The organism is Caulobacter sp. HJHS_5 (assembly GCF_056683955.1).
The window spans coordinates 383,090-402,941 of the sequence record NZ_JBWZNC010000003.1 but is presented as its reverse complement, the minus strand read 5'-3'; the positions used below and the strand labels follow the sequence as shown (position 1 = coordinate 402,941).

The 19,852-nt window shown below is 68.7% G+C and carries 22 protein-coding genes, 1 tRNA gene and 1 pseudogene; 7 read left to right on the top strand and 17 right to left on the bottom strand.

The features are described 5' to 3' along the window. Positions 1 to 339 (top strand): thioredoxin TrxA, encoded by a 339-nt coding sequence (gene trxA, locus ACFLIT_RS08240; protein WP_479910724.1) that lies wholly within the window; start codon positions 1 to 3, stop codon positions 337 to 339. Positions 340 to 522: 183 nt separating this feature from the next. Here the strand turns inward: trxA and ACFLIT_RS08235 are convergent, their stop codons facing one another. The 10 genes and pseudogenes from ACFLIT_RS08235 to aroA form a co-directional block, all read right to left on the bottom strand. Continuing rightward, positions 523 to 1,839 (bottom strand): bifunctional folylpolyglutamate synthase/dihydrofolate synthase, encoded by a 1,317-nt coding sequence (locus ACFLIT_RS08235; protein WP_479910723.1) that lies wholly within the window; start codon positions 1,837 to 1,839, stop codon positions 523 to 525. Between the two features lie 13 nt (positions 1,840 to 1,852). Next, positions 1,853 to 2,773, bottom strand: coding sequence for an acetyl-CoA carboxylase carboxyltransferase subunit beta (locus tag ACFLIT_RS08230; RefSeq protein ID WP_479910722.1), 921 nt, complete (start codon positions 2,771 to 2,773; stop codon positions 1,853 to 1,855). A gap of 16 nt (positions 2,774 to 2,789) precedes the next feature. Then, on the bottom strand, positions 2,790 to 3,602 hold the full coding sequence (gene trpA / locus ACFLIT_RS08225; protein ID WP_479910766.1) for a tryptophan synthase subunit alpha: 813 nt from the start codon (positions 3,600 to 3,602) through the stop codon (positions 2,790 to 2,792). Between the two features lie 9 nt (positions 3,603 to 3,611). Next, complete coding sequence (trpB, locus tag ACFLIT_RS08220; protein WP_479910721.1) at positions 3,612 to 4,829, bottom strand: tryptophan synthase subunit beta; 1,218 nt, start codon at positions 4,827 to 4,829, stop codon at positions 3,612 to 3,614. A 28-nt stretch (positions 4,830 to 4,857) separates the two neighbouring features. Next, complete coding sequence (locus ACFLIT_RS08215) at positions 4,858 to 5,499, bottom strand: phosphoribosylanthranilate isomerase (protein ID WP_479910720.1); 642 nt, start codon at positions 5,497 to 5,499, stop codon at positions 4,858 to 4,860. 152 nt (positions 5,500 to 5,651) lie between these two features. Further along, positions 5,652 to 6,059: pseudogene (mscL, locus tag ACFLIT_RS08210) on the bottom strand (large-conductance mechanosensitive channel protein MscL); the annotation flags it as partial. Positions 6,060 to 6,121: 62 nt separating this feature from the next. Then, positions 6,122 to 6,409, bottom strand: coding sequence for an integration host factor subunit beta (locus tag ACFLIT_RS08205; RefSeq protein ID WP_479910719.1), 288 nt, complete (start codon positions 6,407 to 6,409; stop codon positions 6,122 to 6,124). Between the two features lie 149 nt (positions 6,410 to 6,558). Then, the gene (rpsA, locus tag ACFLIT_RS08200; protein WP_479910718.1) at positions 6,559 to 8,268 is read right to left on the bottom strand and encodes a 30S ribosomal protein S1; all 1,710 of its coding nucleotides are present in this window, start codon (positions 8,266 to 8,268) and stop codon (positions 6,559 to 6,561) included. Positions 8,269 to 8,399: 131 nt separating this feature from the next. Further along, positions 8,400 to 9,032, bottom strand: a complete 633-nt coding sequence (gene cmk, locus ACFLIT_RS08195; protein WP_479910717.1) for a (d)CMP kinase — start codon at positions 9,030 to 9,032, stop codon at positions 8,400 to 8,402. 2 nt (positions 9,033 to 9,034) lie between these two features. Beyond that, on the bottom strand, positions 9,035 to 10,354 hold the full coding sequence (gene aroA / locus ACFLIT_RS08190; protein WP_479910765.1) for a 3-phosphoshikimate 1-carboxyvinyltransferase: 1,320 nt from the start codon (positions 10,352 to 10,354) through the stop codon (positions 9,035 to 9,037). 157 nt (positions 10,355 to 10,511) lie between these two features. On the opposite strand from aroA, the gene ACFLIT_RS08185 reads away from it, so the two are divergent. The 3 genes from ACFLIT_RS08185 to ACFLIT_RS08175 all read left to right on the top strand — a co-directional run bounded on the left by ACFLIT_RS08185 (position 10,512) and on the right by ACFLIT_RS08175 (position 11,928). Next, positions 10,512 to 10,979: a TIGR02300 family protein gene (locus tag ACFLIT_RS08185; RefSeq protein WP_479910716.1), complete on the top strand. Its 468-nt coding sequence runs from the start codon at positions 10,512 to 10,514 to the stop codon at positions 10,977 to 10,979. A 99-nt stretch (positions 10,980 to 11,078) separates the two neighbouring features. After that, positions 11,079 to 11,154: transfer RNA gene (locus ACFLIT_RS08180), tRNA-Ala, on the top strand. A 75-nt stretch (positions 11,155 to 11,229) separates the two neighbouring features. After that, entirely contained in the window at positions 11,230 to 11,928 is a 699-nt protein-coding gene (locus tag ACFLIT_RS08175) for a GNAT family N-acetyltransferase (protein ID WP_479910715.1), read from the top strand. 199 nt (positions 11,929 to 12,127) lie between these two features. On the opposite strand, the gene ACFLIT_RS08170 is transcribed toward ACFLIT_RS08175, so the two are convergent. Both ACFLIT_RS08170 and ACFLIT_RS08165 read right to left on the bottom strand, forming a co-directional pair. Continuing rightward, the gene (locus tag ACFLIT_RS08170; RefSeq protein ID WP_479910714.1) at positions 12,128 to 13,285 is read right to left on the bottom strand and encodes an outer membrane beta-barrel protein; all 1,158 of its coding nucleotides are present in this window, start codon (positions 13,283 to 13,285) and stop codon (positions 12,128 to 12,130) included. A 324-nt stretch (positions 13,286 to 13,609) separates the two neighbouring features. Then, a complete protein-coding gene (locus ACFLIT_RS08165) occupies positions 13,610 to 13,807 on the bottom strand; it encodes a hypothetical protein (RefSeq protein ID WP_479910713.1) in 198 nt (65 codons plus the stop codon). A gap of 205 nt (positions 13,808 to 14,012) precedes the next feature. Between ACFLIT_RS08165 and ACFLIT_RS08160 the strand changes: the two genes are divergently transcribed. After that, positions 14,013 to 14,438, top strand: a complete 426-nt coding sequence (locus tag ACFLIT_RS08160) for an Hsp20 family protein (RefSeq protein WP_479910712.1) — start codon at positions 14,013 to 14,015, stop codon at positions 14,436 to 14,438. An 80-nt stretch (positions 14,439 to 14,518) separates the two neighbouring features. Further along, positions 14,519 to 14,788: a DUF1150 family protein gene (locus ACFLIT_RS08155; RefSeq protein WP_479910711.1), complete on the top strand. Its 270-nt coding sequence runs from the start codon at positions 14,519 to 14,521 to the stop codon at positions 14,786 to 14,788. A 161-nt stretch (positions 14,789 to 14,949) separates the two neighbouring features. Here ACFLIT_RS08155 and ACFLIT_RS08150 read toward each other — a convergent pair whose 3' ends face one another. The 4 genes from ACFLIT_RS08150 to rpoN all read right to left on the bottom strand — a co-directional run bounded on the left by ACFLIT_RS08150 (position 14,950) and on the right by rpoN (position 18,400). Beyond that, positions 14,950 to 15,411 (bottom strand): PTS sugar transporter subunit IIA, encoded by a 462-nt coding sequence (locus ACFLIT_RS08150; RefSeq protein ID WP_479910710.1) that lies wholly within the window; start codon positions 15,409 to 15,411, stop codon positions 14,950 to 14,952. A gap of 90 nt (positions 15,412 to 15,501) precedes the next feature. After that, complete coding sequence (gene hpf, locus ACFLIT_RS08145; protein ID WP_479910764.1) at positions 15,502 to 16,134, bottom strand: ribosome hibernation-promoting factor, HPF/YfiA family; 633 nt, start codon at positions 16,132 to 16,134, stop codon at positions 15,502 to 15,504. A gap of 67 nt (positions 16,135 to 16,201) precedes the next feature. Continuing rightward, positions 16,202 to 16,828, bottom strand: a complete 627-nt coding sequence (locus tag ACFLIT_RS08140; protein WP_479910709.1) for an exopolysaccharide biosynthesis protein — start codon at positions 16,826 to 16,828, stop codon at positions 16,202 to 16,204. Positions 16,829 to 16,900: 72 nt separating this feature from the next. Continuing rightward, entirely contained in the window at positions 16,901 to 18,400 is a 1,500-nt protein-coding gene (rpoN, locus tag ACFLIT_RS08135; protein WP_479910708.1) for an RNA polymerase factor sigma-54, read from the bottom strand. Positions 18,401 to 18,565: 165 nt separating this feature from the next. Between rpoN and ACFLIT_RS08130 the strand changes: the two genes are divergently transcribed. Further along, the gene (locus ACFLIT_RS08130; protein WP_479910707.1) at positions 18,566 to 19,387 is read left to right on the top strand and encodes an enoyl-ACP reductase FabI; all 822 of its coding nucleotides are present in this window, start codon (positions 18,566 to 18,568) and stop codon (positions 19,385 to 19,387) included. A gap of 12 nt (positions 19,388 to 19,399) precedes the next feature. Here ACFLIT_RS08130 and dut read toward each other — a convergent pair whose 3' ends face one another. Beyond that, positions 19,400 to 19,849 (bottom strand): dUTP diphosphatase, encoded by a 450-nt coding sequence (gene dut / locus ACFLIT_RS08125; protein ID WP_479910706.1) that lies wholly within the window; start codon positions 19,847 to 19,849, stop codon positions 19,400 to 19,402. Positions 19,850 to 19,852 lie beyond the last annotated feature (3 nt).

The following is a 19,852-nucleotide window of genomic DNA, read 5'->3' as shown; positions in this document are numbered from 1 at the left end:
ATGAGCACCTTGAAGGTCACCGACGAGTCGTTCGAGAAAGACGTGCTGCAGGCCGACGGCGCGGTCCTGGTGGATTTCTGGGCCGAGTGGTGCGGCCCCTGCAAGCAGATCGCCCCGGCGCTCGACCAGATCTCCGAGGAACTGGCCGACCATCTGACGGTGGCCAAGGTCAATATCGAGGACAGCCCGACCACCCCGTCGCGCTACGGCGTGCGCGGCATCCCGACCATGATGCTGTTCCGCGGCGGCCAGATGGCCTCGATGAAGGTGGGCGCCATGCCCAAGGCCAAGATCCTCGAATGGCTGAGCGAAGCCGGCGTGCAGGTTGCGACGGCCTAAGGCTTTGCGTCCCCTTCGACGCCGCCTGTGGCGTCGCTCAGGACAAGCTTCGACACGGCCGCTCGTGCGGCCTGCTCAGGATGACGAAGTCAGCAGGCGACAATAACCCACGTCATGCTGAGCGCGCGTAGCGCAGTCGAAGCACGCACAATGTTGAACCCCTCGCCCTCGGCGGGGGGTTTTTCATTGCGGCCAGGTCTCGGGGCTCATCGCCAGCACCTCGCCAGCCAGGTAGAGCGAGCCGCAGATCAGCACATGCCCGCCGGGCGCGGCCCGCAGGGCCTGGGCGAGCCCGTCCGACACATCCTTGCAGGCCTCGGCCTGGAGACCGGCCGCGCGCGCCGCCTCGGCGATGGTTTCGGGCGCGGCCGCCGCCTCGGCCTCGAAGCCGACGGCGAACACCGGCGGGGCGAGATCGGCGAAGGCCGCGAAGACGCCCGCCGCATCCTTATTGCCCAGCAGACCGACGACCAGGGCCTTGGGGCCGGCGATGCCTTCCAGGGTGCGGGCGACCGCCGCCGCGGCGTGGGGATTGTGGCCGCCGTCGAGCCACAGGGTGGCGCCCACCGCCTTGGCCATGTCGAACAGGGGACCGGCGGTGAGCCGCTGAAATCTTGCCGGCCAGATCGCCGAGACCATGCCCTCGGCGATGGCGGTCTCGTCGATACGGACATCGCCGAGCCGCACCGCCGCCGCGACCGCCAGGCCGGCGTTGGCTGCCTGATGCTCGCCGAGCAAGGCGGGCGGCGGCAGGTCGAGCAGGCGCTCGCCAAACGCCTTACCCAGGGAGACGACGAGGCGGCCACGCTCGATCCAGGCGTCGAAGTCCTGGCCCATGGCGGCCAGGGGCGCGCCGAGCGCGGCGGCGCGGGCGGCGATCACCGCCTCCGCCTCGGGCGGCTGGCGGGCGACCACGGCGGGGACGCCGCGCTTGAGGATGCCCGCCTTCTCGCCGGCGATGGCCTCCAGGCTGTCGCCGAGAAACTCGCGGTGGTCGACATCGACCGGGGCGATGACGCTGACCGCCGGAGCCTCGATGATGTTGGTGGCGTCCAGCACTCCGCCGAGACCGACTTCGAGCAGCAGCAGGTCGGCCGGCGTCTCGGCGAAGGCGACGAAGGCGGCGGCGGTGGTCACCTCGAAGAAGGTGATCGGCTCCCCGGCGTTGGCCGCTTCAACCCGCGCGAGGATTTCGGCGAGGTGATCCTCGGCGATCAGCTTGCCGGCCAGGCGGATGCGTTCGGCGAAGCGGACGAGGTGCGGCGAGGTGAAGACGTGGACCTTCAGGCCCGCCGCCTCGGCGATGGCCCGCAGATAGGCGACCGTCGAGCCCTTGCCGTTGGTGCCGGCGACATGGATCGTCGGCGGCAGGCGCCGCTCCGGATGGCCGAGCGCGGCCGCGAGGCGGCGCATGCGGCCGAGGGAGAGGTCGATGCGCTTGGGATGCAGGGCGCGCAGGCGCTCCAGCGCCGCGTCGTGCGGTCTCAGGTGGTCGCTCATGGAAAAAGCGGGCTTAGGCCGCCTTCCGCTGCCGTCCCATGGTCAGGGTCTTGAGGATCGAGCCGAGGACGGCCGGCAGTTCGTGGCGGGTGACCACGCGGTCGACCATGCCCTTCTCGACCAGATATTCCGAACGCTGGAAGCCCGGCGGCAGGGTTTCGCGGATGGTCTGCTCGATCACGCGCGGGCCGGCGAAGCCGATCAGGGCGTTGGGTTCGGCCAGGTGGATGTCGCCGAGCATGGCGTAGGAGGCGGTGACCCCGCCCGTCGTCGGGTCGGTGAGCACCACGATGTAGGGCAGGCCGGCCGTCTTCAGGCTTTGGATGGCGATGGTCGTGCGGGCCATCTGCATCAGCGACAGGGCGCCTTCCTGCATTCGGGCGCCGCCGGCGGCGGTGAAGATCACCAGCGGGGCCTTGCGGGCCACGGCGGCTTCGGCGGCGGCGATGAAGCCCTCGCCGGCGGCCATGCCCAGCGAGCCGCCCATGAAGGCGAAGTCCTGCACGAGGACCACCGTGTCGAGGCCGCCGATCCGGCCGACGGCGATGGCCATGGCGTCGGTCTCGCCGGTGGCCTTGCGGGCCGCGGCGATGCGGTCCTTGTAGGGCTTGCCGTCGGAGAACTTCAGGGGGTCTTCGAACACCTTGGGCGCGGGCAGCTGTTCGAACTCGCCGCCGTCGAAGGTGAAGGCGAAGCGCAGCTTCGGCCCGATGCGCATGTGCCGGCCGGACGGGGTGACCCACTGGGCCGCCTCCAGGTCCGAACGGAAGATCATCTCGCCCGTGTCGGGGCACTTCACCCAGAGGTTTTCTGGGGCCTCGCGCTTGACGAGGTTGCGCACGCCGGGCGCGATCTTCGAGAACCAGCCGCCGCGCTCCCGCGCGCCCGCCGCATTCCGGGTCGGTTTCCGGCCGTCGTTTTCCGCCATCGCCATCGTCATAGCCTTTCCGCTACGGGACTCGCGCTGCACGCACAGCCTTAGCCAAGGTTTCCACCTTGGAAAGAACGTCCGAGGTCACGTTTTCGTTTGCCGACCCGACAACTTCCACCAGGGCCGACCCGACCACGACAGCGTCGGCCACCCGGGCCACCGCCGCCGCCCGCTCGGGCGTCCTGATGCCGAAGCCGACCGCCACCGGCAGGCCCGACGCCGCGCGCAGGCGCGTGACATAGGGCGCGACCGCCGCTTCGTCGGCTTCCTTTACCCCCGTCACCCCGGCGACGGACACATAGTAGATGAACCCGGAGGTGCGGCGAACCACCACAGGCATGCGCGCCTCGTCGGTGGTCGGCGTGGCCAGGCGGATCAGCGAGACGCCGGCCGCGTCGAGGGCGTCGGCCAGCGGATCGGCCTCTTCCGGCGGGCAATCGACCATGATCAGGCCATCGACGCCGGCCTCGGCCGCGGCCTTGCCGAAGGCCTCGTAGCCGAAGTTGAACACCGGATTGAGGTAGCCCATCAGGACGATCGGGGTGTCCTGGTCGGCCTTGCGGAATTCGCGGACCAGTTCCAGCACGCCCTTGGTGCGCATGCCGCCGTCCAGGGCGCGGCGCGCCGCCAGCTGGATGGTCGGGCCCTCGGCCATGGGATCGGAGAAGGGCAGGCCGAGTTCGATGACGTCGGCGCCGGCGGCCGGCAGGCCCTTGAGGATCTCAAGCGAGGTCGCCAGGTCCGGGTCGCCGGCCATGACGTAGGCGACGAAGGCGGCGCGGTCTTCGGCCTTGCAGGCGGCGAAGCGGCGGTCGATGCGGTCTTTCACGATTTCGGTCCGCTACAGCTTACGACCGAGGTGATCGGCTACGGTAAATATATCCTTGTCGCCGCGGCCGGAGAGGCACAGCGCGATGACGCCGTCCTTGCCGATCTCCTTGGCGACCTCGCCCAGTTTCGCCAGGGCGTGGGCGCTTTCCAGGGCCGGGATGATGCCTTCCAGGCGCGAGCAGAGCTCGAAGGCCTCAAGGGCTTCGTCGTCGGTGCAGGTGAGGTATTTGGCGCGGCCGATGTCGTGCAGGAACGCGTGCTCCGGCCCGATGCCGGGGTAGTCGAGGCCGGCGCTGATCGAGTGGCCTTCGAGGATCTGGCCGTCGTCGTCCTGCAGCAGATAGGTCTTGTTGCCGTGCAGGACGCCAGGACGGCCGCCGGTGAGGCTGGCGGCGTGCTTGTCGACGGTGTCGAGCCCGAGGCCCGCGGCCTCGACGCCGAAGATCTTCACCTCGGCGTCCTCGAGGAACGGGTGGAACATGCCGATGGCGTTCGAACCGCCGCCGACGCAGGCCATGACGGCGTCGGGCAGGCGGCCTTCGAGCTCGAGAATCTGCTGGCGGGTTTCCGTGCCGATCACCGCCTGGAAGTCGCGGACCATGGCCGGATAGGGGTGCGGCCCGGCGGCGGTGCCGATCATGTAATAGGTGTCGGCGACGTTGGTGACCCAGTCGCGCATGGCTTCGTTCATGGCGTCCTTGAGGGTCGCGGCGCCGCTGGTGACGGGGCGGACCTCGGCGCCGAGCAGGTTCATGCGGAAGACGTTGGGCTTCTGACGCTCGACGTCGACCGCGCCCATGTAGACCACGCAGGGCGCGCCGAAGCGGGCGGTGACGGTGGCCGAGGCGACGCCGTGCTGACCGGCGCCGGTCTCGGCGATGATCCGCGTCTTGCCCATGCGCCGGGCCAGCAGCATCTGGCCCATGCAGTTGTTGATCTTGTGCGCGCCGGTGTGATTCAGCTCCTCGCGCTTCAGATAGATCTTCGCCCCGCCGAAGTGCTGGGTCAGGCGTTCGGCGAAATAGAGCGGGCTCGGCCGGCCGACGTAATGGGTCAGGTAGCCGCGCAGCTCGGCCTGGAACGCGGGGTCGGCCTTGGCCTCGGCGTAGGCGCGGTCGAGCTCCAGCACCAGCGGCATCAGGGTCTCGGGCACATAGCGCCCGCCGAACTCGCCGAAACGGCCGTTGGCGTCAGGATAGGCGGAATAGGCGTTGGGCTGGGCGGTCACGCTTCTAACGGGCTTGGCGGATTGGAAATCAGGCGCGTCTGGCGGCGTCGAGAAAGGCCGCGATCAAGGCGGGGTCCTTTAGGCCCGGACCGCGTTCGACGCCAGAGGAAACGTCCACCAGGGGCGCGCCCGAGGCGGCGACCGCCTCGCGCACGTTCCACGGATCGAGGCCGCCGGCCAGGAAATGCGGGCGGGCGTAGCGCCGGCCGGCCAGCAGCGACCAGTCGAACTTGGCGCCCACGCCGCCCGGCAAGGCCGCGTCCTTCGGCGGGCGGGCGTCGAACAGCAGATGCTGGGTCACCGGCTCGAAAGCCGCGGCCGCTTCGAAATCGACGGCCTCGGAGACGGCGATCGCCTTGATCGCTTCGGCCTTGGCGCGGGCGGAGGCCTCGCGCACCCGCGCCGGGGTCTCGTGGCCGTGGAACTGGACGAGATCGGGCTTCAGGTGGGCGGCGATGGCCTCGATCAGGGCGTCGTCGGGATCGACGACGATGGCGACGAGCTTGATTCCCCGACCGCGCACCGGCTCGGCCAGGCGCGCGGCGGCCTCGGGCGTCACCGCCCGAGGACTGCGTGGATAGAAGTTGAACCCGAGGAAGGCCGCGCCCCCATCGGCCGCGGCCGCGACGGTCTCGGCCGTCGACAGTCCGCAGATCTTTACTGACGCCATGGAACCCCGGGTTACTTCGCCTTCGGCGCCGGCTTCTTGGCGGAGGCCTTGGCCGCGGGCTTCGCGGCCGGCTTGGCGGCGGCCGGTTTCGCGGCGGCGACCTTCGGAGCGGGGGCGGCGACGGCCGCGACCGGCGCGGGGGCCGGGGCCTTCAGCAGGTCGCGGATTTCGACCAGCAGGCTCTCGGTCGGCGTCGGCGGGGCGGCCTCGGCGGGCGCCTCCTCCTGATTGCGACGGGCGGCGTTGACCAGCTTCACCAGCAGGAAGACCGCGAAGGCGGTGATCAGGAACTGGATGATGGTGTTGATGAAGGCGCCGTACTGGATCGAGACCTTCTCGACCGCCTCGGCCGCGGCCGTCGCCGCGACGGCGGGCTTCAGCACCCATTCGAGCCTGGAGAAGTCGATGCCGCCGGTGGCCAGGCCGATCGGCGGCATGATCACCTGGTCGACGAAACTGCCGACGATCTTGTTGAAGGCCGCGCCGATGATCACGCCGACGGCGAGATCGATGACGTTGCCGCGCGCGATGAACTCGCGAAACTCTTTGACGACGCTCATGGACAGCTCCCCTTGCCTGAGCGGAGCCTAGAGCGACATGCCGATTGTGGAAAGTCCGGAGGTTATTCGCTGTCGGCGTTGAGCCGGGCGCGCAGTTCCTTGCCGCTCTTGAAGAACGGCACGTGCTTGGCGGCGACGTCGACCGCCTCGCCGGTGCGCGGGTTGCGACCGGTGCGGGCCGGGCGGGACCGCAGGGAGAAGGCGCCGAAGCCGCGCAGTTCGACGCGGCCGCCGTCCTCGAGGGCGACGATCATCCGGTCGAGGATGACGGCGATCACCCGCTCGACATCCTTCTGGGTCAGGTGCGGGTTTTCCGACGCCAATCGCGCGATCAGTTCAGACTTGATCATCCTAACCCCCCGCCCTGAAACGACAATCCAGGCGCTGGACCCTATGCCTTCGCCGAACGGAGACTTCAATAGGCTAAGCCGCAAAAGGAAACGGCGGACCGGTTTCCCGATCCGCCGTTAACTCAGAAAGCCGAGCTGGCGCCCGCTTCTTAGTCCTTCGAGGCCTTCTCGCGCAGCGCGGCGCCGAGAATGTCGCCGAGCGAGGCGCCCGAGTCGGACGACCCGAACTGCTCGATGGCTTCCTTCTCTTCAGCCATTTCCAGCGACTTGACCGACAGCGACACGCGACGGGCGGCCTTGTCGATGTTGGTCACCTGGGCGTCGAGGCGGTCGCCGACGGCGAAGCGCTCGGGGCGCTGCTCCTGGCGGTCGCGCGACAGATCCGACTTGCGGATGAAGGCGGTCATCGGCGCGTCGTCCTCGCCGAACTTCACCTCGATGCCGCCCGAGGTGATTTCGGTCACCGTCACGGTCACCGTCTGACCCTTGCGATAGGTGTCGCCGGTCATCGGGTCGCCGCCGAGCTGCTTCACGCCGAGGCTGATGCGCTCCTTCTCGACGTCGACGTCGAGAACCTTAGCCTTGACCATGTCGCCCTTCTTGTAGCGGGCGATGGCTTCTTCACCCGACATGGTCCAGTCGAGGTCCGAAAGGTGGACCATGCCGTCGATGTCGTTGTCGAGGCCGATGAACAGGCCGAACTCGGTGGCGTTCTTGACTTCGCCTTCGACGGTCGAGCCGACCGGGTGGGCTTCCAGGAACGCTTCCCAGGGGTTGTTCTGGGCCTGCTTCAGGCCGAGGCTGACGCGGCGCTTCGAGGCGTCGACGTCCAGCACCACCACATCGACTTCCTGCGAGGTCGACACGATCTTGCCGGGGTGGACGTTCTTCTTGGTCCACGACATTTCCGACACGTGCACTAGGCCTTCAACGCCGGCTTCCAGCTCCACGAAGGCGCCGTAGTCGGTGATGTTGGTGATGCGGCCGGTGAAGCGCGCGCCGACCGGGTACTTGGCTTCGACGCCATCCCACGGATCGGACTGCAGCTGCTTCATGCCGAGGCTGATGCGCTGGGTGTCCGGGTTGATCTTGACGATCTGCACCTTCACCGTGTCGCCCACGGCCAGCACCTGCGACGGGTGGTTGACGCGCTTCCAGCTCATGTCGGTGACGTGCAGCAGGCCGTCGATGCCGCCCAGGTCCACGAACGCGCCGTAGTCGGTGATGTTCTTGACCACGCCTTCGCGGACTTCGCCTTCCTGCAGCTGGCTGACCAGCTCGGTGCGCTGTTCGGCGCGGGCTTCTTCCAGGATGGCGCGACGCGACACGACAATGTTGCCGCGCGGACGGTCCATCTTGAGGATGGCGAAGGGCTGTTCCTTGCCCATCAGCGGGCCGACGTCGCGCACCGGGCGGATGTCGACCTGCGAACCCGGCAGGAAGGCCGAGGCGCCGCCGAGATCGACGGTGAAGCCGCCCTTCACGCGGCCGACGATGGCGCCCATAACCGGCTCGTTCAGCGCGAACACGCCTTCCAGGCGGGTCCAGGCTTCTTCGCGCTTGGCCTTTTCGCGGCTGATCACCGCTTCGCCCAGGGCGTTCTCGACGCGCTCGAGGAAGACTTCGACCGTGTCGCCGGCCTTCACGGTCGGCTTGCCGTCTTCACCGACGCCGAATTCCTTCAGGGCCACGCGGCCTTCGGTCTTCAGACCGACGTCGACGATGGCGAAGTCCTTTTCGATCGCCACGATCTTGCCGTGGACGACCGAACCTTCGGCGAAATCGCGGCCGCCAAAGGCTTCGTCGAGGAGCGCGGAGAAGTCGTCGCGCGAGGGGTTGAGGCTCATGTCATCAGCCATGCGTATTGTTCAGTCTCGGTTGTGGGACGCGGAATCCGGGATGGAGTCCGTGCGTCGCAGGATGTGAAAGGATTTGTGACCCGCGGGGACGAGGGAATGGCGCGGTTGGATTGCCTTCGGGCCTCAAGACCCTAGTTGGCGCGCGCCGCCTCGACGATACGGCGGGCCGCATCGAAGGCGGCTTCTATAGTCAAATGACTGGTGTCGAGCAAGACCGCGTCGGCGGCCTGCACCAAGGGCGCGGAGGCCCGGCCGCTGTCGCGCTCGTCGCGAATGCGGATGTCGGCGAGCACATCCTCGAAGGCGATGTTCTCGCCCTGGCCGCGCAACTGCTTCCACCGACGCTCGGCGCGCACCTCCGGGCGGGCGGTGACGAACAGCTTGGCCTGGGCGTCCGGCGCGATCACCGTGCCGATGTCGCGGCCGTCGAGCACGCTGCCCGGCTCCTGGGCGGCGAAGCTGCGTTGCAGGTCCAGCAGGGCGGCGCGCACCCCCGGATGCACCGCCACGCGGCTGGCCGCCTCGCCCGCGGCGCGGGTGCGCACTTCCGGCCTCTCCAGCTCCGAAACGTCGAGCGCGCGGGCGATGACCTCCGCCGCCGCGGCGTCTTCAAGGTCGCCCCGGTCGGTCTGCAGGCGCCAGCCGACGGCGCGGTAGAGCAGGCCGGTGTCGAGATAGGGGTAGCCGTAGTGGGCGGCCAGGCGGCTGGCGACCGTGCCCTTGCCCGAGGCGGCGGGGCCGTCGACGGCGATCACGAAGCCCATGGTCAGTTCTCCGAGATATCGCCGCCCAGGCGGCCCATCAGATCCACGAAGCCCGGGAAGCTGGTGGCGATCATCCCCGGCTCATCGACGGTCACCGGCGCGTCGGACGCGAGACCCAGCACCAGGTGGCTCATGGCGATGCGGTGATCGCCGTGGGTGGTCACCGTCGCCCCGCCCTTCGGCGCCTTGCCGGCGCCGCGCACCGTGAAGCCTTCCGGCTCCTCCTCGACCTCGACGCCGCAGGCCTGCAGGCCGGCGGCCATCAGGGCGATACGGTCGCTTTCCTTCACGCGCATCTCGCCGATGCCGCGCATCACCGTCTCGCCCTCGGCGAAGGCGGCGGCCACGGCCAGGATCGGATATTCGTCGATCATCGACGGCGCGCGCTCCGGCGGCACCACCACGCCCTTGAGCGCCGAATGCCGGACCACGATGTCGCCCACCCGCTCGCCGCCGGCGATGCGCTCATTCTCTATGGCAAGGTCCGCGCCCATCTCGACGAGGGTGTCGAACAGGCCGGTGCGGAGGGCGTTGAGCAGCACGCCCTCGACCGTGACCTCCGAGCCCGGGACGACCAGGCCGGCGACGATCGGGAAGGCGGCGGACGACGGATCGCCCGGCACCGGCACGTGCGTGCCGGTCAGCTTTTGGCCGGCCGGCAGGCGGATGGATCGGCCCATGACCCCATTGGCGCCGGCGACGTCCGCGAACTCCAGCCTGGCGCCGAAGGCGGTCAGCATCAGTTCGGTATGGTCGCGCGAGCGTTCGGGCTCGATCACCTCGACCCCGCCCTCGGCGTGCAGGCCGGCCAGCAGCACGGCCGACTTCACCTGGGCCGATGCCATCGGCAGGCGATAGGTGAAGCCGCGCAGGCCCCCGCCCTTCAGCGTCAGCGGCAGACGGCCCCTGTCGCGCCCCAGCCAGGTGGCGCCCATGCGGGCGAGGGGTTCGAGCACCCGGCCCATCGGCCGACCGCGCAGGGAACTGTCGCCGGTGAAGGTGGCGCACAGCGGGAAGCCCGCCGCCGCGCCCATGATCAGGCGCACGCCGGTGCCGGCGTTGCCGCAATCGACCACGTCGGTCGGCTCGGCGAAGCCGCCGAAGCCCTCGATGCGCCAGCGGCCCTCGCTCTCGCGCTCCACCCGCGCGCCGAAGGCGGCCATGGCCGCGGCCGTGCGCCGCACGTCGTCGCCCTCCAGCAGGCCTTCGACCGTGGTGGTGCCGCCGGCCAGGGCGCCGAGGATCATCGCGCGGTGGGAAATCGACTTGTCGCCGGGCGCGCGCACGACGCCTTTGAGGGGGCCGGCGCGCCTGGCGTTCAGGGTGGCTCCGGGCGCGGTCGAGGGTGCGGTCACGAGAGGCTCCGAAAGCTGGGCGAAAACCACGGGCGGCTGACGGCCGGCCTCGCGGGGTTTTGCTTTTGACAGCGGCCCCATCGCGTGGCAAGGGAGCCGCCGCTTTTCGAAAAGGGCCTATGCCTTGGCGAACCCCGAACTGGGCTCCAAACAAATCTGCCCCACCTGCTCGGCCAAGTTTTACGACCTCGGCCGTCGTCCCGCCGTCTGCCCGAAGTGCGGCGAGAGCTTCGATCCGGAAGAAGCCCTGAAGACGCGCCGCGTGCGCGCCCGCTCGGCCGCCCCGGATTACGAAGACGAGGCTGAAAAGCCGGTCAAGGCCGCCGATCCCGACGCCGACGGCTTCGAGGACGAGGCCGACGATACGCCGGAGATCGACGCCGAAGCCGAGCCCGATGTCGTCGAGACCGACGAAGACGGCGACGACGCCGCCCCCGCGCCCTCCGGCGGCGACGACCTGGGCGTCGACTTCGCCGAGGAAGAGGTCGAAGACGACGCGGAAGACGTTCCGTTCCTCGAGGAAGAGGACGAAGACGACTTCGATGGCGACGATATCGAGGGCCTTCCGGGCGAAGGCGAGGACGACAACTAAAAAGGGTCAAAAAATCGCAGCGCGGACGCTTGATCGGGAAACGCTCCCGAACTAGGTTCCGCGCCTCCTCGGGGACCAGCCCCCAGGGAGATGCGATCTGGGGCTATAGCTCAGCTGGTAGAGCGCTTGAATGGCATTCAAGAGGTCAGCGGTTCGACTCCGCTTAGCTCCACCATGAAGCCCCGCCGGTAACGCCGGCGGGGCTTCTTCTTTTTCGGGCCTGGGCAGGCGCGCTGCGCTATGAGCGCACATGCCCGACACGCACCCCCTCGACCACGCGGTCTGGTCCGCCCTCACCGGACGGCAGGCGCATCTGGCCATCGTTCGCGGCGGCGCGCGACGATTCGATCCGGCGTATGGCGTGTTCGCGGCGACGGCGGACGCATCGCCCGGGACGGTCGCCGACCTCGCGGCCGTGCTTTCAGCCCATGGCGATGTCGCCTTCCTGCAACCGGCACCGCCGCCGGAGGGACCGGGCGTAAGCGTCGTCTCGCAGGACCTCGGGGTGCAGATGACCGCCGCGCGGCTGACGGCGGCGCCGGCGCCGGGCTTTCAGATGCGGCCGCTGACCGACGACGACGGACCGGAGATGCTGGCCCTGGCGACCCTGACGGCGCCGGGACCGTTCTTCGAGCGCACGCACCAGCTCGGCGATTTCTTCGGGGTGACGGTCGGAGGACGGCTGGTGGCCATGGCCGGCGAGCGGATGAAGCCGGATGGCTTCACCGAGGTCAGCGGGGTCTGCACCCATCCCGACCACCGCGGGCGCGGCTACGCGGGCGCGCTGATGCGGCAGGTGGCCCGGCGCATCCTCGACCGGGGCGAGACGCCGTTCCTGCACGCCTACGCCAGCAACACCGGCGCCATCGCGCTCTACGAGAGCCTGGGTTTCGTCATCCGCCGCGAGGTGCTGATGACGCGGCTGACCTCCGGCCAGGGTGGGCGCTAGAGCCTTTTAGGGCCAGATGGACTCATCTGGCCCGTTGGAAAAGGCTCTACTTTCTAATGTTTAGAGCGCGCCCGGGCGGGTTAACCGCGCACACTTAACCCTGGCGCGCTCTAGAAAGCGCTGGCCCGCCCTGGCCAGGGGACCAGGGCGGGTTTAGCGACGCGCCGGGCACCACCCCGGCGCGCAGGGGGCGCCTGCTCTAGAACAGGATCCCGGTTTCGATCAGGGCGCGGGTCTGCGACTTGTCGGTCCCGTTCGGGCCGAGGCCGGAGCCGGCCGCGAAGTCGTCGATCTTGATGTAGGCAAGCTCGCCCCGAACGAAGAAGGTCCCCTTCTGGAAGGTCGGGGTCAGGGTGAAGGTGGTCGCCTTGCTCTGCGGGCCGTAAAGCAGGTTGGTCGTGGAGCCGCCGTCGGTCGAAATGTGCTCGAACCGACCGGCCAGCGAGAAGGTGTCGCTGAAGCTGTACTTGCCGATCACCGCGTAGCCCGTGGTCGTGGCCTCTTCCGTCACGCCCAGCGACGGCATGGCCGGCACCTTGGTGTACTGGAAGTACGGCAGGACGGTCAGCGGACCGTTGGTGTGGGTCCAGATCAGGTTGTAGATCTCGGAGTTGTTCTGCAGCAGCGGCGTGGCCGAGGTGGCCACGTCGACCTCGTCGTCGAAATTGGCGCCGCCGGCGAAGGCGACGACGTTGTTGTCGTTGACGGCGTAGGACACCAGGGCCGAGCCCCAGCTGTACTTGTCCGAATAGAAGCCGTCGTTCAGCGCCGCCGAGATGCTCAGCGGACCGGACGCCCAGTTCACCTGCACCCCGCGATTGACGAGGTTTTCCTGGTTCCACAGCTGGCCGCGGCTGATGTTGGCGTTCTGGAAGGTGAAGCTGGTCTCGACGCCGATCAGCGTCGGCAGCTTGCCGACCATGATGCTGAAATTGTCGCTCGGCACGAACTTCACGAAGGCCTGCGGCATCAGGCCGAAGGTGTTCTTGGTGTTGTCGCTGGCCTTGGTGTAGGGCACGCCGACGGTGCCGAACGAGTAGCCGCCGAACTGGGCGAAGAACTGCACCGGCCCCTCGGTGGTCTGCACGAAGACCTGGGCGTTCGAAATGTCGGCCCGGGCGTCGACATCGCTTCCGACAGCGTTGTCCTGCAGGTAGCCGACGGCGCTGACCGCGCCGGTGACATAGACATTGCCCAGCGGGCCGGCGTCGTACGTCGTCGGCTCCGGATTGGCGGCCAGCGGCCAGCTCATGGCGGGCGTGGTCATGGGTTCGGCCAGGGCGGCCGCGGGCGTTGCGAGTCCGACGATTGCGAGCGCGGCGCCGGCGAACCAGGCGCGTGACTTTGGAACAGTCATTTTTTGTATTCCCTCGAAGACGATGGCTCCGGGATCGCGACCGGGGAGGAGATCGCGGGCCAACGGTTCAAGGCTGATGACGAATACTGCCGCAACGAAGTCGAACCGAACGCTCACGGCTCAGCTGCACTCCGAACGCGCGTTTTTTAGGCGCGTTTGCACACAAATAGCGCGCGCATTGGGCGCTCGAAAGTGAAATATATCTTATATTTGCTATAAAGTTACAAAGTATGTATAGCCTGGCGGCGTCCCGGCAGCCGCGGACATCCATGGCGGGCTGACCGCCCCGGCGCCCAACAGCAGCCGAGATTCAGGCGGCATGGCCTATTCGGCCGCCTCGCCCTTCCAGACGCGGACCATGACGGCCCAGCCGATGGCGCCGAGCATGGCGGCGGCGGCGCCGGCCCATTGCACCGAGTTCATCCCGTCGCGGGCATGGTCGCCGACCAGGGCGCCGACCACCACCACGGCCGACGCCGAAGCCCACTCCGCCACCAGGGGCGACCGCAACCCGTTGCGCATGGAGCGCCTCCCAGCCCCGGGACGCCCCAACGCCCGTGTGAAATAGTGAGCGTGCTGCATATGCGAAGTCGGCGGGATTTCCTCTGCGACAAGGCTTCGCAGCCCACCCTTGCGAGGGAGGCGGCCAATATCCACATCTTGGAGACCGCCAGGCGGCGCCGCTTCAGGGCCGCGCGGCGGGAGTCGCTCGAGGAGGACTCTGCCCATGACCACACGCGCCCTGCTTTTCGACAGTCCGTTCCTGCTGGGCTTCGACCACACCCGGGCCCTGATCGAACGGGCGGCGAAGGCCGCCGGCGAAAGCTATCCCCCTTATAATGTCGAGGCGCGCGGCGAACGCGGCGTCCGCATCACCCTGGCGGTGGCCGGCTTCTCGCCCGACCAGCTGGAGGTGACCGTTGAGGACCGACAGCTGACCATCGCCGGACGCCGAACGGCGCCCGAAAGCGAGGCCGAGCGCGAATACCTGCATCGCGGCATCGCCGCGCGGGGCTTCGTGCGCAGCTTCGTCCTGGCCGACGGCATGGAGGTGGAGGTCGCCCGGCTCGAGCACGGACTGTTGCACATCGATCTGACCCGGCCGGAGCCGGAAGGCCGCGTGAAGCGGGTTCCGATCGTTTCGACGGACTGAGACCCATTTACCCGCACCGCCCTGGCGTCGGCTGAACCGGCGGCGCCCCCGCGCGTTGCTTTTTCAAGGAGGTGGTCGTCATGACGCCTGAACTGAACACTTCGATCTTCAGCCGCGAGGCCTTCGCGGCCTTGGGCGCGCCCGACCTGGTCTATGTGCGCCCGATCAAGGCGGCCGAGATTCTCGCCTCGACGCCCATCGCCGCGACCGAGGGCTTCACCCTCGATCCCAACCAGACGCTCTATGCCGTCCACCGCGCCGACGGCGAGCGGCTGGCCGTGCTGACCGACCGCGAGGCGGCGATGGCCGCCGCCCTGGCGCATGAGCTGGCGCCGGTGTCGGTGCATTAGATAAAATGCCCCGCTCATCCCCGCGAAGGCGGGGACCTAGGCTTTTTTCTGAAAAGCGTGGAGCCGTGAATGAGGCCGTCGGAAGTAATTCCGGCGGCCTCTTGCGTTCGATGACAAAACACCTGGGTCCCCGCCTTCGCGGGGATAAGCGGGTGTTCGCTCTAGGCGGCTGTGCGCAGGTTGTGCGCCAGCAGGGCGTAGACGGCGTCGACGCCCTCGGCCTCGCGCAGGTGCTCGCGCAGGGCGGGCTGGCGCATCAGGCGGGAGACGCGGGCCAGGGCGCGCAGATGCTCGGACGTGGCCTCCGGCGGGGCGAACAGGGCGATCATCAGGTCGACCGGCTTGCCGTCGATCGCCTCGAAATCCACCGGCTGTTCCAGCCGCAGGAACACCGCGCGAACCCGGTCGACGCCTTCCAGCCGCGCGTGCGGCAGGGCGACGCCATGACCGACGCCGGTCGTGCCGGCGGCTTCCCGTTCGAGCAGGCCCTGAAGGGCGACCGCGGCGTCGACGCCGAAGACGCGGGCCGCCGTATCGGCCGCGATGGCCAGAGCTTGTCGGCGATTGGACGCCGAGACGCGAGCCACGGTCGCGGCCGGGTCCAGCAGATCTTCGATGCTCATACGCTCAGACGCCCAGAAAGTTACGCTACGGCCAGGGGCCCCGGCTCCCCGGTTCGGAACCGGAAACCCGTTGCAGGCTTTCTGGTTCCGTCAGGAAACGCCGTTCTTTTTTGACCCGTTGAGGCCTTTCAGCCGCTCCGGATCGATCCAGCCGATGTTGCCGTCGGGGCGTCTATAGACCACCGATATCCCATCGTGAGCCGCGTTGCGGAACACGATTGTCTGCGATTCGGTCAGGTCGAGCTCAAGAACCGCCATGGAAACGGTCATCGTGCGCAAAGGCCGCTCGGTTTCGGCGATGACCATGGCGCCCGGCGCCTCTCCGTCGCCGGTCCAATCATGGAAATCCTCGTCGATATTCTCGTCGTCCGCCGGCGCCCGCAGGACGTAGAAGGCGGCCGTCTCGGCCTGTTTGGCGTTGGCCGCGACCGAGTGGCTCTTCAGGCGCCGCTTGTATCGTCGGATGCGGGTTTCGATCTTGCCCAGGGCGGCGTCGAAGGCCCCGTGGGCGTCGGAGCCGAGGCCCTGACTTTCGAGGTGCTGGCCGCTGGCCAAGTGCACCGAACAATCGACTTTGAAGGAGTGGCCTTCGCGGCTGACCACGACCTCGGCGTCTCCGCCCCGGTCGAAATACTTGCCGATGGCCCCGGTGATTTCGTCGGTGACCCGCTCACGCAGGGCCACGCCAACGTCGACATGCTTGCCGGAGATCTGGACTTGCATGGCCATAGCGAACGCTCCTGTTTTGTGGGTGTCAAGCGGGTCCGCGCTTCTTTCGCGGAGGTTATTCTTAAAGGCCTGCCGACTCCCAAAGCCGCCAAAGCGCCATGAGGAAGGCGCTGCCTCCGAGACCGATCAGGCCCAGGCCGACAGCGGCCACCGCATGGCCGACGAGGACGAGCGCGCCGTCCCTCTGGAAGAGGCCGAGCCCCAGGAGAGCAACGGCGATGGCGGGCACAAGGTTGCCCAGCGGAATGGGCAGGATCAGGGCGAAGGCCAGCACCGTGCAGACCAGGCCGATCATCCGGTCGCCCACCGCCCCGAACACGAAGCCCCAGCGCGCGCGGGAGACCTTCTCGATGCCCTCCACCCCCTTGATCACCCGCGGCAGGCCCTTGCGCAGATCCGACCGTCGCAGCCGTCGGTCATCCAGCTTCCGCGGCAGCCAGGGCGCATTGACCCCGATCAACACCTGCGGCGACAGCAACAGCAGCGGCAGGCCGAGAATGGTGGTCGAACCCGGCGGCAGGGGCAGAAGGTTGGGGATGGCGAAGGCGAACAGCAGCGCCCCGAAGGCCCGGCGGCCGAACAGGTCGACGATCTCGCCCACCGTGATGTGTTCGTCCGGCCAATCGCAGATTTCGCGCAGGACCACGGACAGGGTCCGGCCCGAGGCTTGCGGTTCAGGGGGCGACATCGCGGAGCGGGGACTCACGAGAAAGATATGTGAAGCTTTAGCGGCTGAGCCGCCGGAGCGTTGCGCTTTTTATCAGGCCACGCCGCGCAGCAGGCGCCGCCGCTCCACCGACGACGGAATGCGCATGGCTTCGCGATACTTGGCGACCGTGCGGCGGGCGATGTCGACGCCGGTCTCCTTGAGAATCTCCACCAGGCGGTCGTCCGAATGGACATTGGCCTCGCTGGTTTCGGCCTCGATCAGTCCCTTGATCTTGTGGCGCACCGCCTCGGCCGAGTGGGCCTCGCCGCCGTCGGCCGAGGCGATGGCCGAGGTGAAGAAAAACTTCAGCTCGAACACGCCGCGCGGGGTGGCGATGTATTTGTTGGAGGTGACGCGGCTGACCGTGCTCTCGTGCATGCCGATGGCGTCGGCGACGGTCTTCAGGTTCAGCGGCCGCAGGTGCTCGACGCCGAAGGCCAGGAAGCCGTCCTGCTGGCGCACGATCTCGCTGGCGACCTTCAGGATGGTCTTGGCCCGCTGGTCGAGGCTCTTGACCAGCCAGTTCGCGCTGGCCAGGCAATCGGAGACGAAGGCCTTCTCCTGATCGCTGCGGGCCCCGCCCGAGACACGGGCGTGGTAGCGCTGGTCGACCAGCACGCGCGGCAAGGTGTCTGTGTTCAGCTCCACGTGCCAGAGGCCGCCGAGGCCTTCGCGCACGTGCACGTCGGGCGTGACGCCCTGCACCGGCTCGCTGCCGAAGGCGGCTCCGGGACGGGGAGTCAGGGCCTTCAGCTCGGCGATCATCTCGCGCAGGTCTTCGTCGTCGACGCCGCAGGCCTTCTTCAGGGCCGACATGTCGCGGCGGGCCACCAACTCCAGATTGTCGAGCAGGGCGGCCATGGCCGGGTCGTAGCGGTTGCGGTCCCTCAGTTGCAGGGTCAGGCATTCGCGGACGTCGCGGGCCAGGACGCCGACCGGCTCGAAGCCCTGCAACCGCGCCAGGGTCGCCTCGATGGCCGCGAGATCGCAGCCGAGACGCTCGGCCATCTCGCCGAGGTCGGCGCGCAGGTAGCCGCCCTCGTCCACCGCGTCGATCAGCACCGTGGCGATGGCGCGTTCGCGGCCCTCCAGGCCGGCGACGGCCAACTGGTCGTGCAGATGTTCGTGCAGGGTCTTGTCGCGGGCCAGGGCGCCTTCCAGGCCCTCCTCGCCCTCGAAGCCGCCGCCGCGGCCGGCGCGGGACCAGTCGATCTGGCCGCCGGCCTGTTCGGGCTGGGCCGCCTCGCCGCTGTGGCGTTCGCCGGGCGAAGCGTCCTCGCCGCCCCCGTCCATTTCCGCCTGGGCGGCGCTGTCGGGCACGTGATCGGTGTCGTAGTCCATGGCCGAGCCGACGGCTTCGCCGTCCGACGCCTCGGGCGCCTCGGCGGCCGGCTCTTCGCGCGCGAGCAGGGGGTTACGCTCCAGCTCGCCCTCGACATAGGCGTCGAGCTCGAGATTCGACAGTTGCAGCAGCTTGATCGCCTGCTGCAGCTGCGGCGTGATGACGAGGCTCTGCCCCTGCCTGAGCTCTAGACGCGGACTGAGCGCCACAGCGCTGCCCCCTTTGGCCTGTTTCTTGCTCAAGCCTAACCGGCCGGGCTGAGCGATTAGTTAACCGCCGCGCGGGGCCTTCCGCGCGCCTTGCGTCTTGCGCGCGCCGCCGCCTCTGCTTACCCAACGCCCATGGAGGCGCCGTTCGGCGCGAGGAGAGACCCCATGGCCGACGAAACCGTCTTCCCCACCGGCGACCTGATGAAGGGCAAGAAGGGCGTGGTGATGGGGGTCGCCAACCAGAATTCCATCGCCTGGGGCATCACCCAGCAGCTGGCCGCCCAGGGCGCGGAGATCGCCCTGACCTATCTGGGCGAAGGCCTGGAGCGCCGCGTGCGGCCGCTGGGCGAGAGCGTCGGGATCAAGACCTTCATCCAGGCCGACGTTTCCGACGACGCCTCGATGGACGCCGCCTTCACCGAGATCGAGACGGCCTTCGGCGGCGAACTCGACTTCCTCGTCCACTCGGTGGCCTTCGCCAACAAGGACGAGCTGAAGGGCAGCTTCATCGACAACACCACCCGCGAGGGCTTCCTGACGGCGATGAACATCTCGGTGTTCAGCTTCGTGGACGCGGCCCGCCGCGCGGCCAAGCTGATGAAGCCGGGCGGATCGATCGTCACCATGACCTATCTCGGGTCCGAGCGGACGATCCCGAACTACAACACCATGGGCGTGGCCAAGGCCGGACTGGAAGCGGCCACCCGCTACGCGGCGCGCGACCTCGGGGCCAAGGGCGTCCGCGTCAACGCCATCTCGGCGGGCGCCATGCGCACCCTGTCGCTGGCCGGCATCAGCGGCGGCCGGGGCATGATCGCCCAGGGCCGCTCGTTCAGCGCCCTGAAGGAAGACACCTCGATGGAGGGCGTGGCCGGGGCCGCGCTGTGGCTGCTGTCGAACCTCGGCATGTCGACCACCGGCGAGGTGGTCCACGTCGACGCCGGCTTCCACATCATCGGCCTGCCGGAAGACCTCGGCGCCGAGTAACGCGCAAAAGCGTCAGGCGCGGCCGGTCGATCCGAAGCCGCCCGCGCCGCGCGCCGTCTCGTCGAGGCTCTCGACCTCGGCGATCCGCGCCTGGGCGACCGGCGTGATGATCATCTGCGCGACGCGCTCGCCGCGGGCGATGACGAAGTCGTCCTGGCCGAGATTGATCAGCACCACCTTGATCTCGCCGCGATAGTCGCTGTCGATGGTGCCGGTCAGGGTGGTGATCCCGACGCGGACCGCCAGGCCCGAGCGCGAGCGCACCTGGCCCTCGAAGCCGGCCGGGATGCCGAAACAGAGGCCGGTCGGCACGGCCGTGCGGGCGCCCGGCGCCAGGACGATCGGCTCGCCCTCCGGCACGGCGGCGCGCAGATCGAGGCCCGCCGAGCCGGCGGTCTCATAGGCGGGCAGCGGCAGGCCTTCGGCGTGCGGCAGACGGGCGATCGGCAGGTTCGGAGTCATGCC

Excerpts from the sequence above, each read along its gene's own strand:
- trxA (WP_479910724.1), top strand. The coding sequence starts at position 1 with ATGAGCACCTTGAAGGTCACCGACGAGTCGTTCGAGAAAGACGTGCTG.
- ACFLIT_RS08235 (WP_479910723.1), bottom strand. The coding sequence starts at position 1,839 with ATGAGCGACCACCTGAGACCGCACGACGCGGCGCTGGAGCGCCTGCGC.
- ACFLIT_RS08230 (WP_479910722.1), bottom strand. The coding sequence starts at position 2,773 with ATGGCGATGGCGGAAAACGACGGCCGGAAACCGACCCGGAATGCGGCG.
- ACFLIT_RS08215 (WP_479910720.1), bottom strand. The coding sequence starts at position 5,499 with ATGGCGTCAGTAAAGATCTGCGGACTGTCGACGGCCGAGACCGTCGCG.
- ACFLIT_RS08205 (WP_479910719.1), bottom strand. The coding sequence starts at position 6,409 with ATGATCAAGTCTGAACTGATCGCGCGATTGGCGTCGGAAAACCCGCAC.
- rpsA (WP_479910718.1), bottom strand. The coding sequence starts at position 8,268 with ATGGCTGATGACATGAGCCTCAACCCCTCGCGCGACGACTTCTCCGCG.
- cmk (WP_479910717.1), bottom strand. The coding sequence starts at position 9,032 with ATGGGCTTCGTGATCGCCGTCGACGGCCCCGCCGCCTCGGGCAAGGGC.
- ACFLIT_RS08175 (WP_479910715.1), top strand. The coding sequence starts at position 11,230 with ATGCCCGACACGCACCCCCTCGACCACGCGGTCTGGTCCGCCCTCACC.
- ACFLIT_RS08170 (WP_479910714.1), bottom strand. The coding sequence starts at position 13,285 with ATGACTGTTCCAAAGTCACGCGCCTGGTTCGCCGGCGCCGCGCTCGCA.
- ACFLIT_RS08165 (WP_479910713.1), bottom strand. The coding sequence starts at position 13,807 with ATGCGCAACGGGTTGCGGTCGCCCCTGGTGGCGGAGTGGGCTTCGGCG.
- ACFLIT_RS08160 (WP_479910712.1), top strand. The coding sequence starts at position 14,013 with ATGACCACACGCGCCCTGCTTTTCGACAGTCCGTTCCTGCTGGGCTTC.
- ACFLIT_RS08155 (WP_479910711.1), top strand. The coding sequence starts at position 14,519 with ATGACGCCTGAACTGAACACTTCGATCTTCAGCCGCGAGGCCTTCGCG.
- ACFLIT_RS08150 (WP_479910710.1), bottom strand. The coding sequence starts at position 15,411 with ATGAGCATCGAAGATCTGCTGGACCCGGCCGCGACCGTGGCTCGCGTC.
- hpf (WP_479910764.1), bottom strand. The coding sequence starts at position 16,134 with ATGCAAGTCCAGATCTCCGGCAAGCATGTCGACGTTGGCGTGGCCCTG.
- ACFLIT_RS08140 (WP_479910709.1), bottom strand. The coding sequence starts at position 16,828 with ATGTCGCCCCCTGAACCGCAAGCCTCGGGCCGGACCCTGTCCGTGGTC.
- ACFLIT_RS08130 (WP_479910707.1), top strand. The coding sequence starts at position 18,566 with ATGGCCGACGAAACCGTCTTCCCCACCGGCGACCTGATGAAGGGCAAG.
- dut (WP_479910706.1), bottom strand. The coding sequence starts at position 19,849 with ATGACTCCGAACCTGCCGATCGCCCGTCTGCCGCACGCCGAAGGCCTG.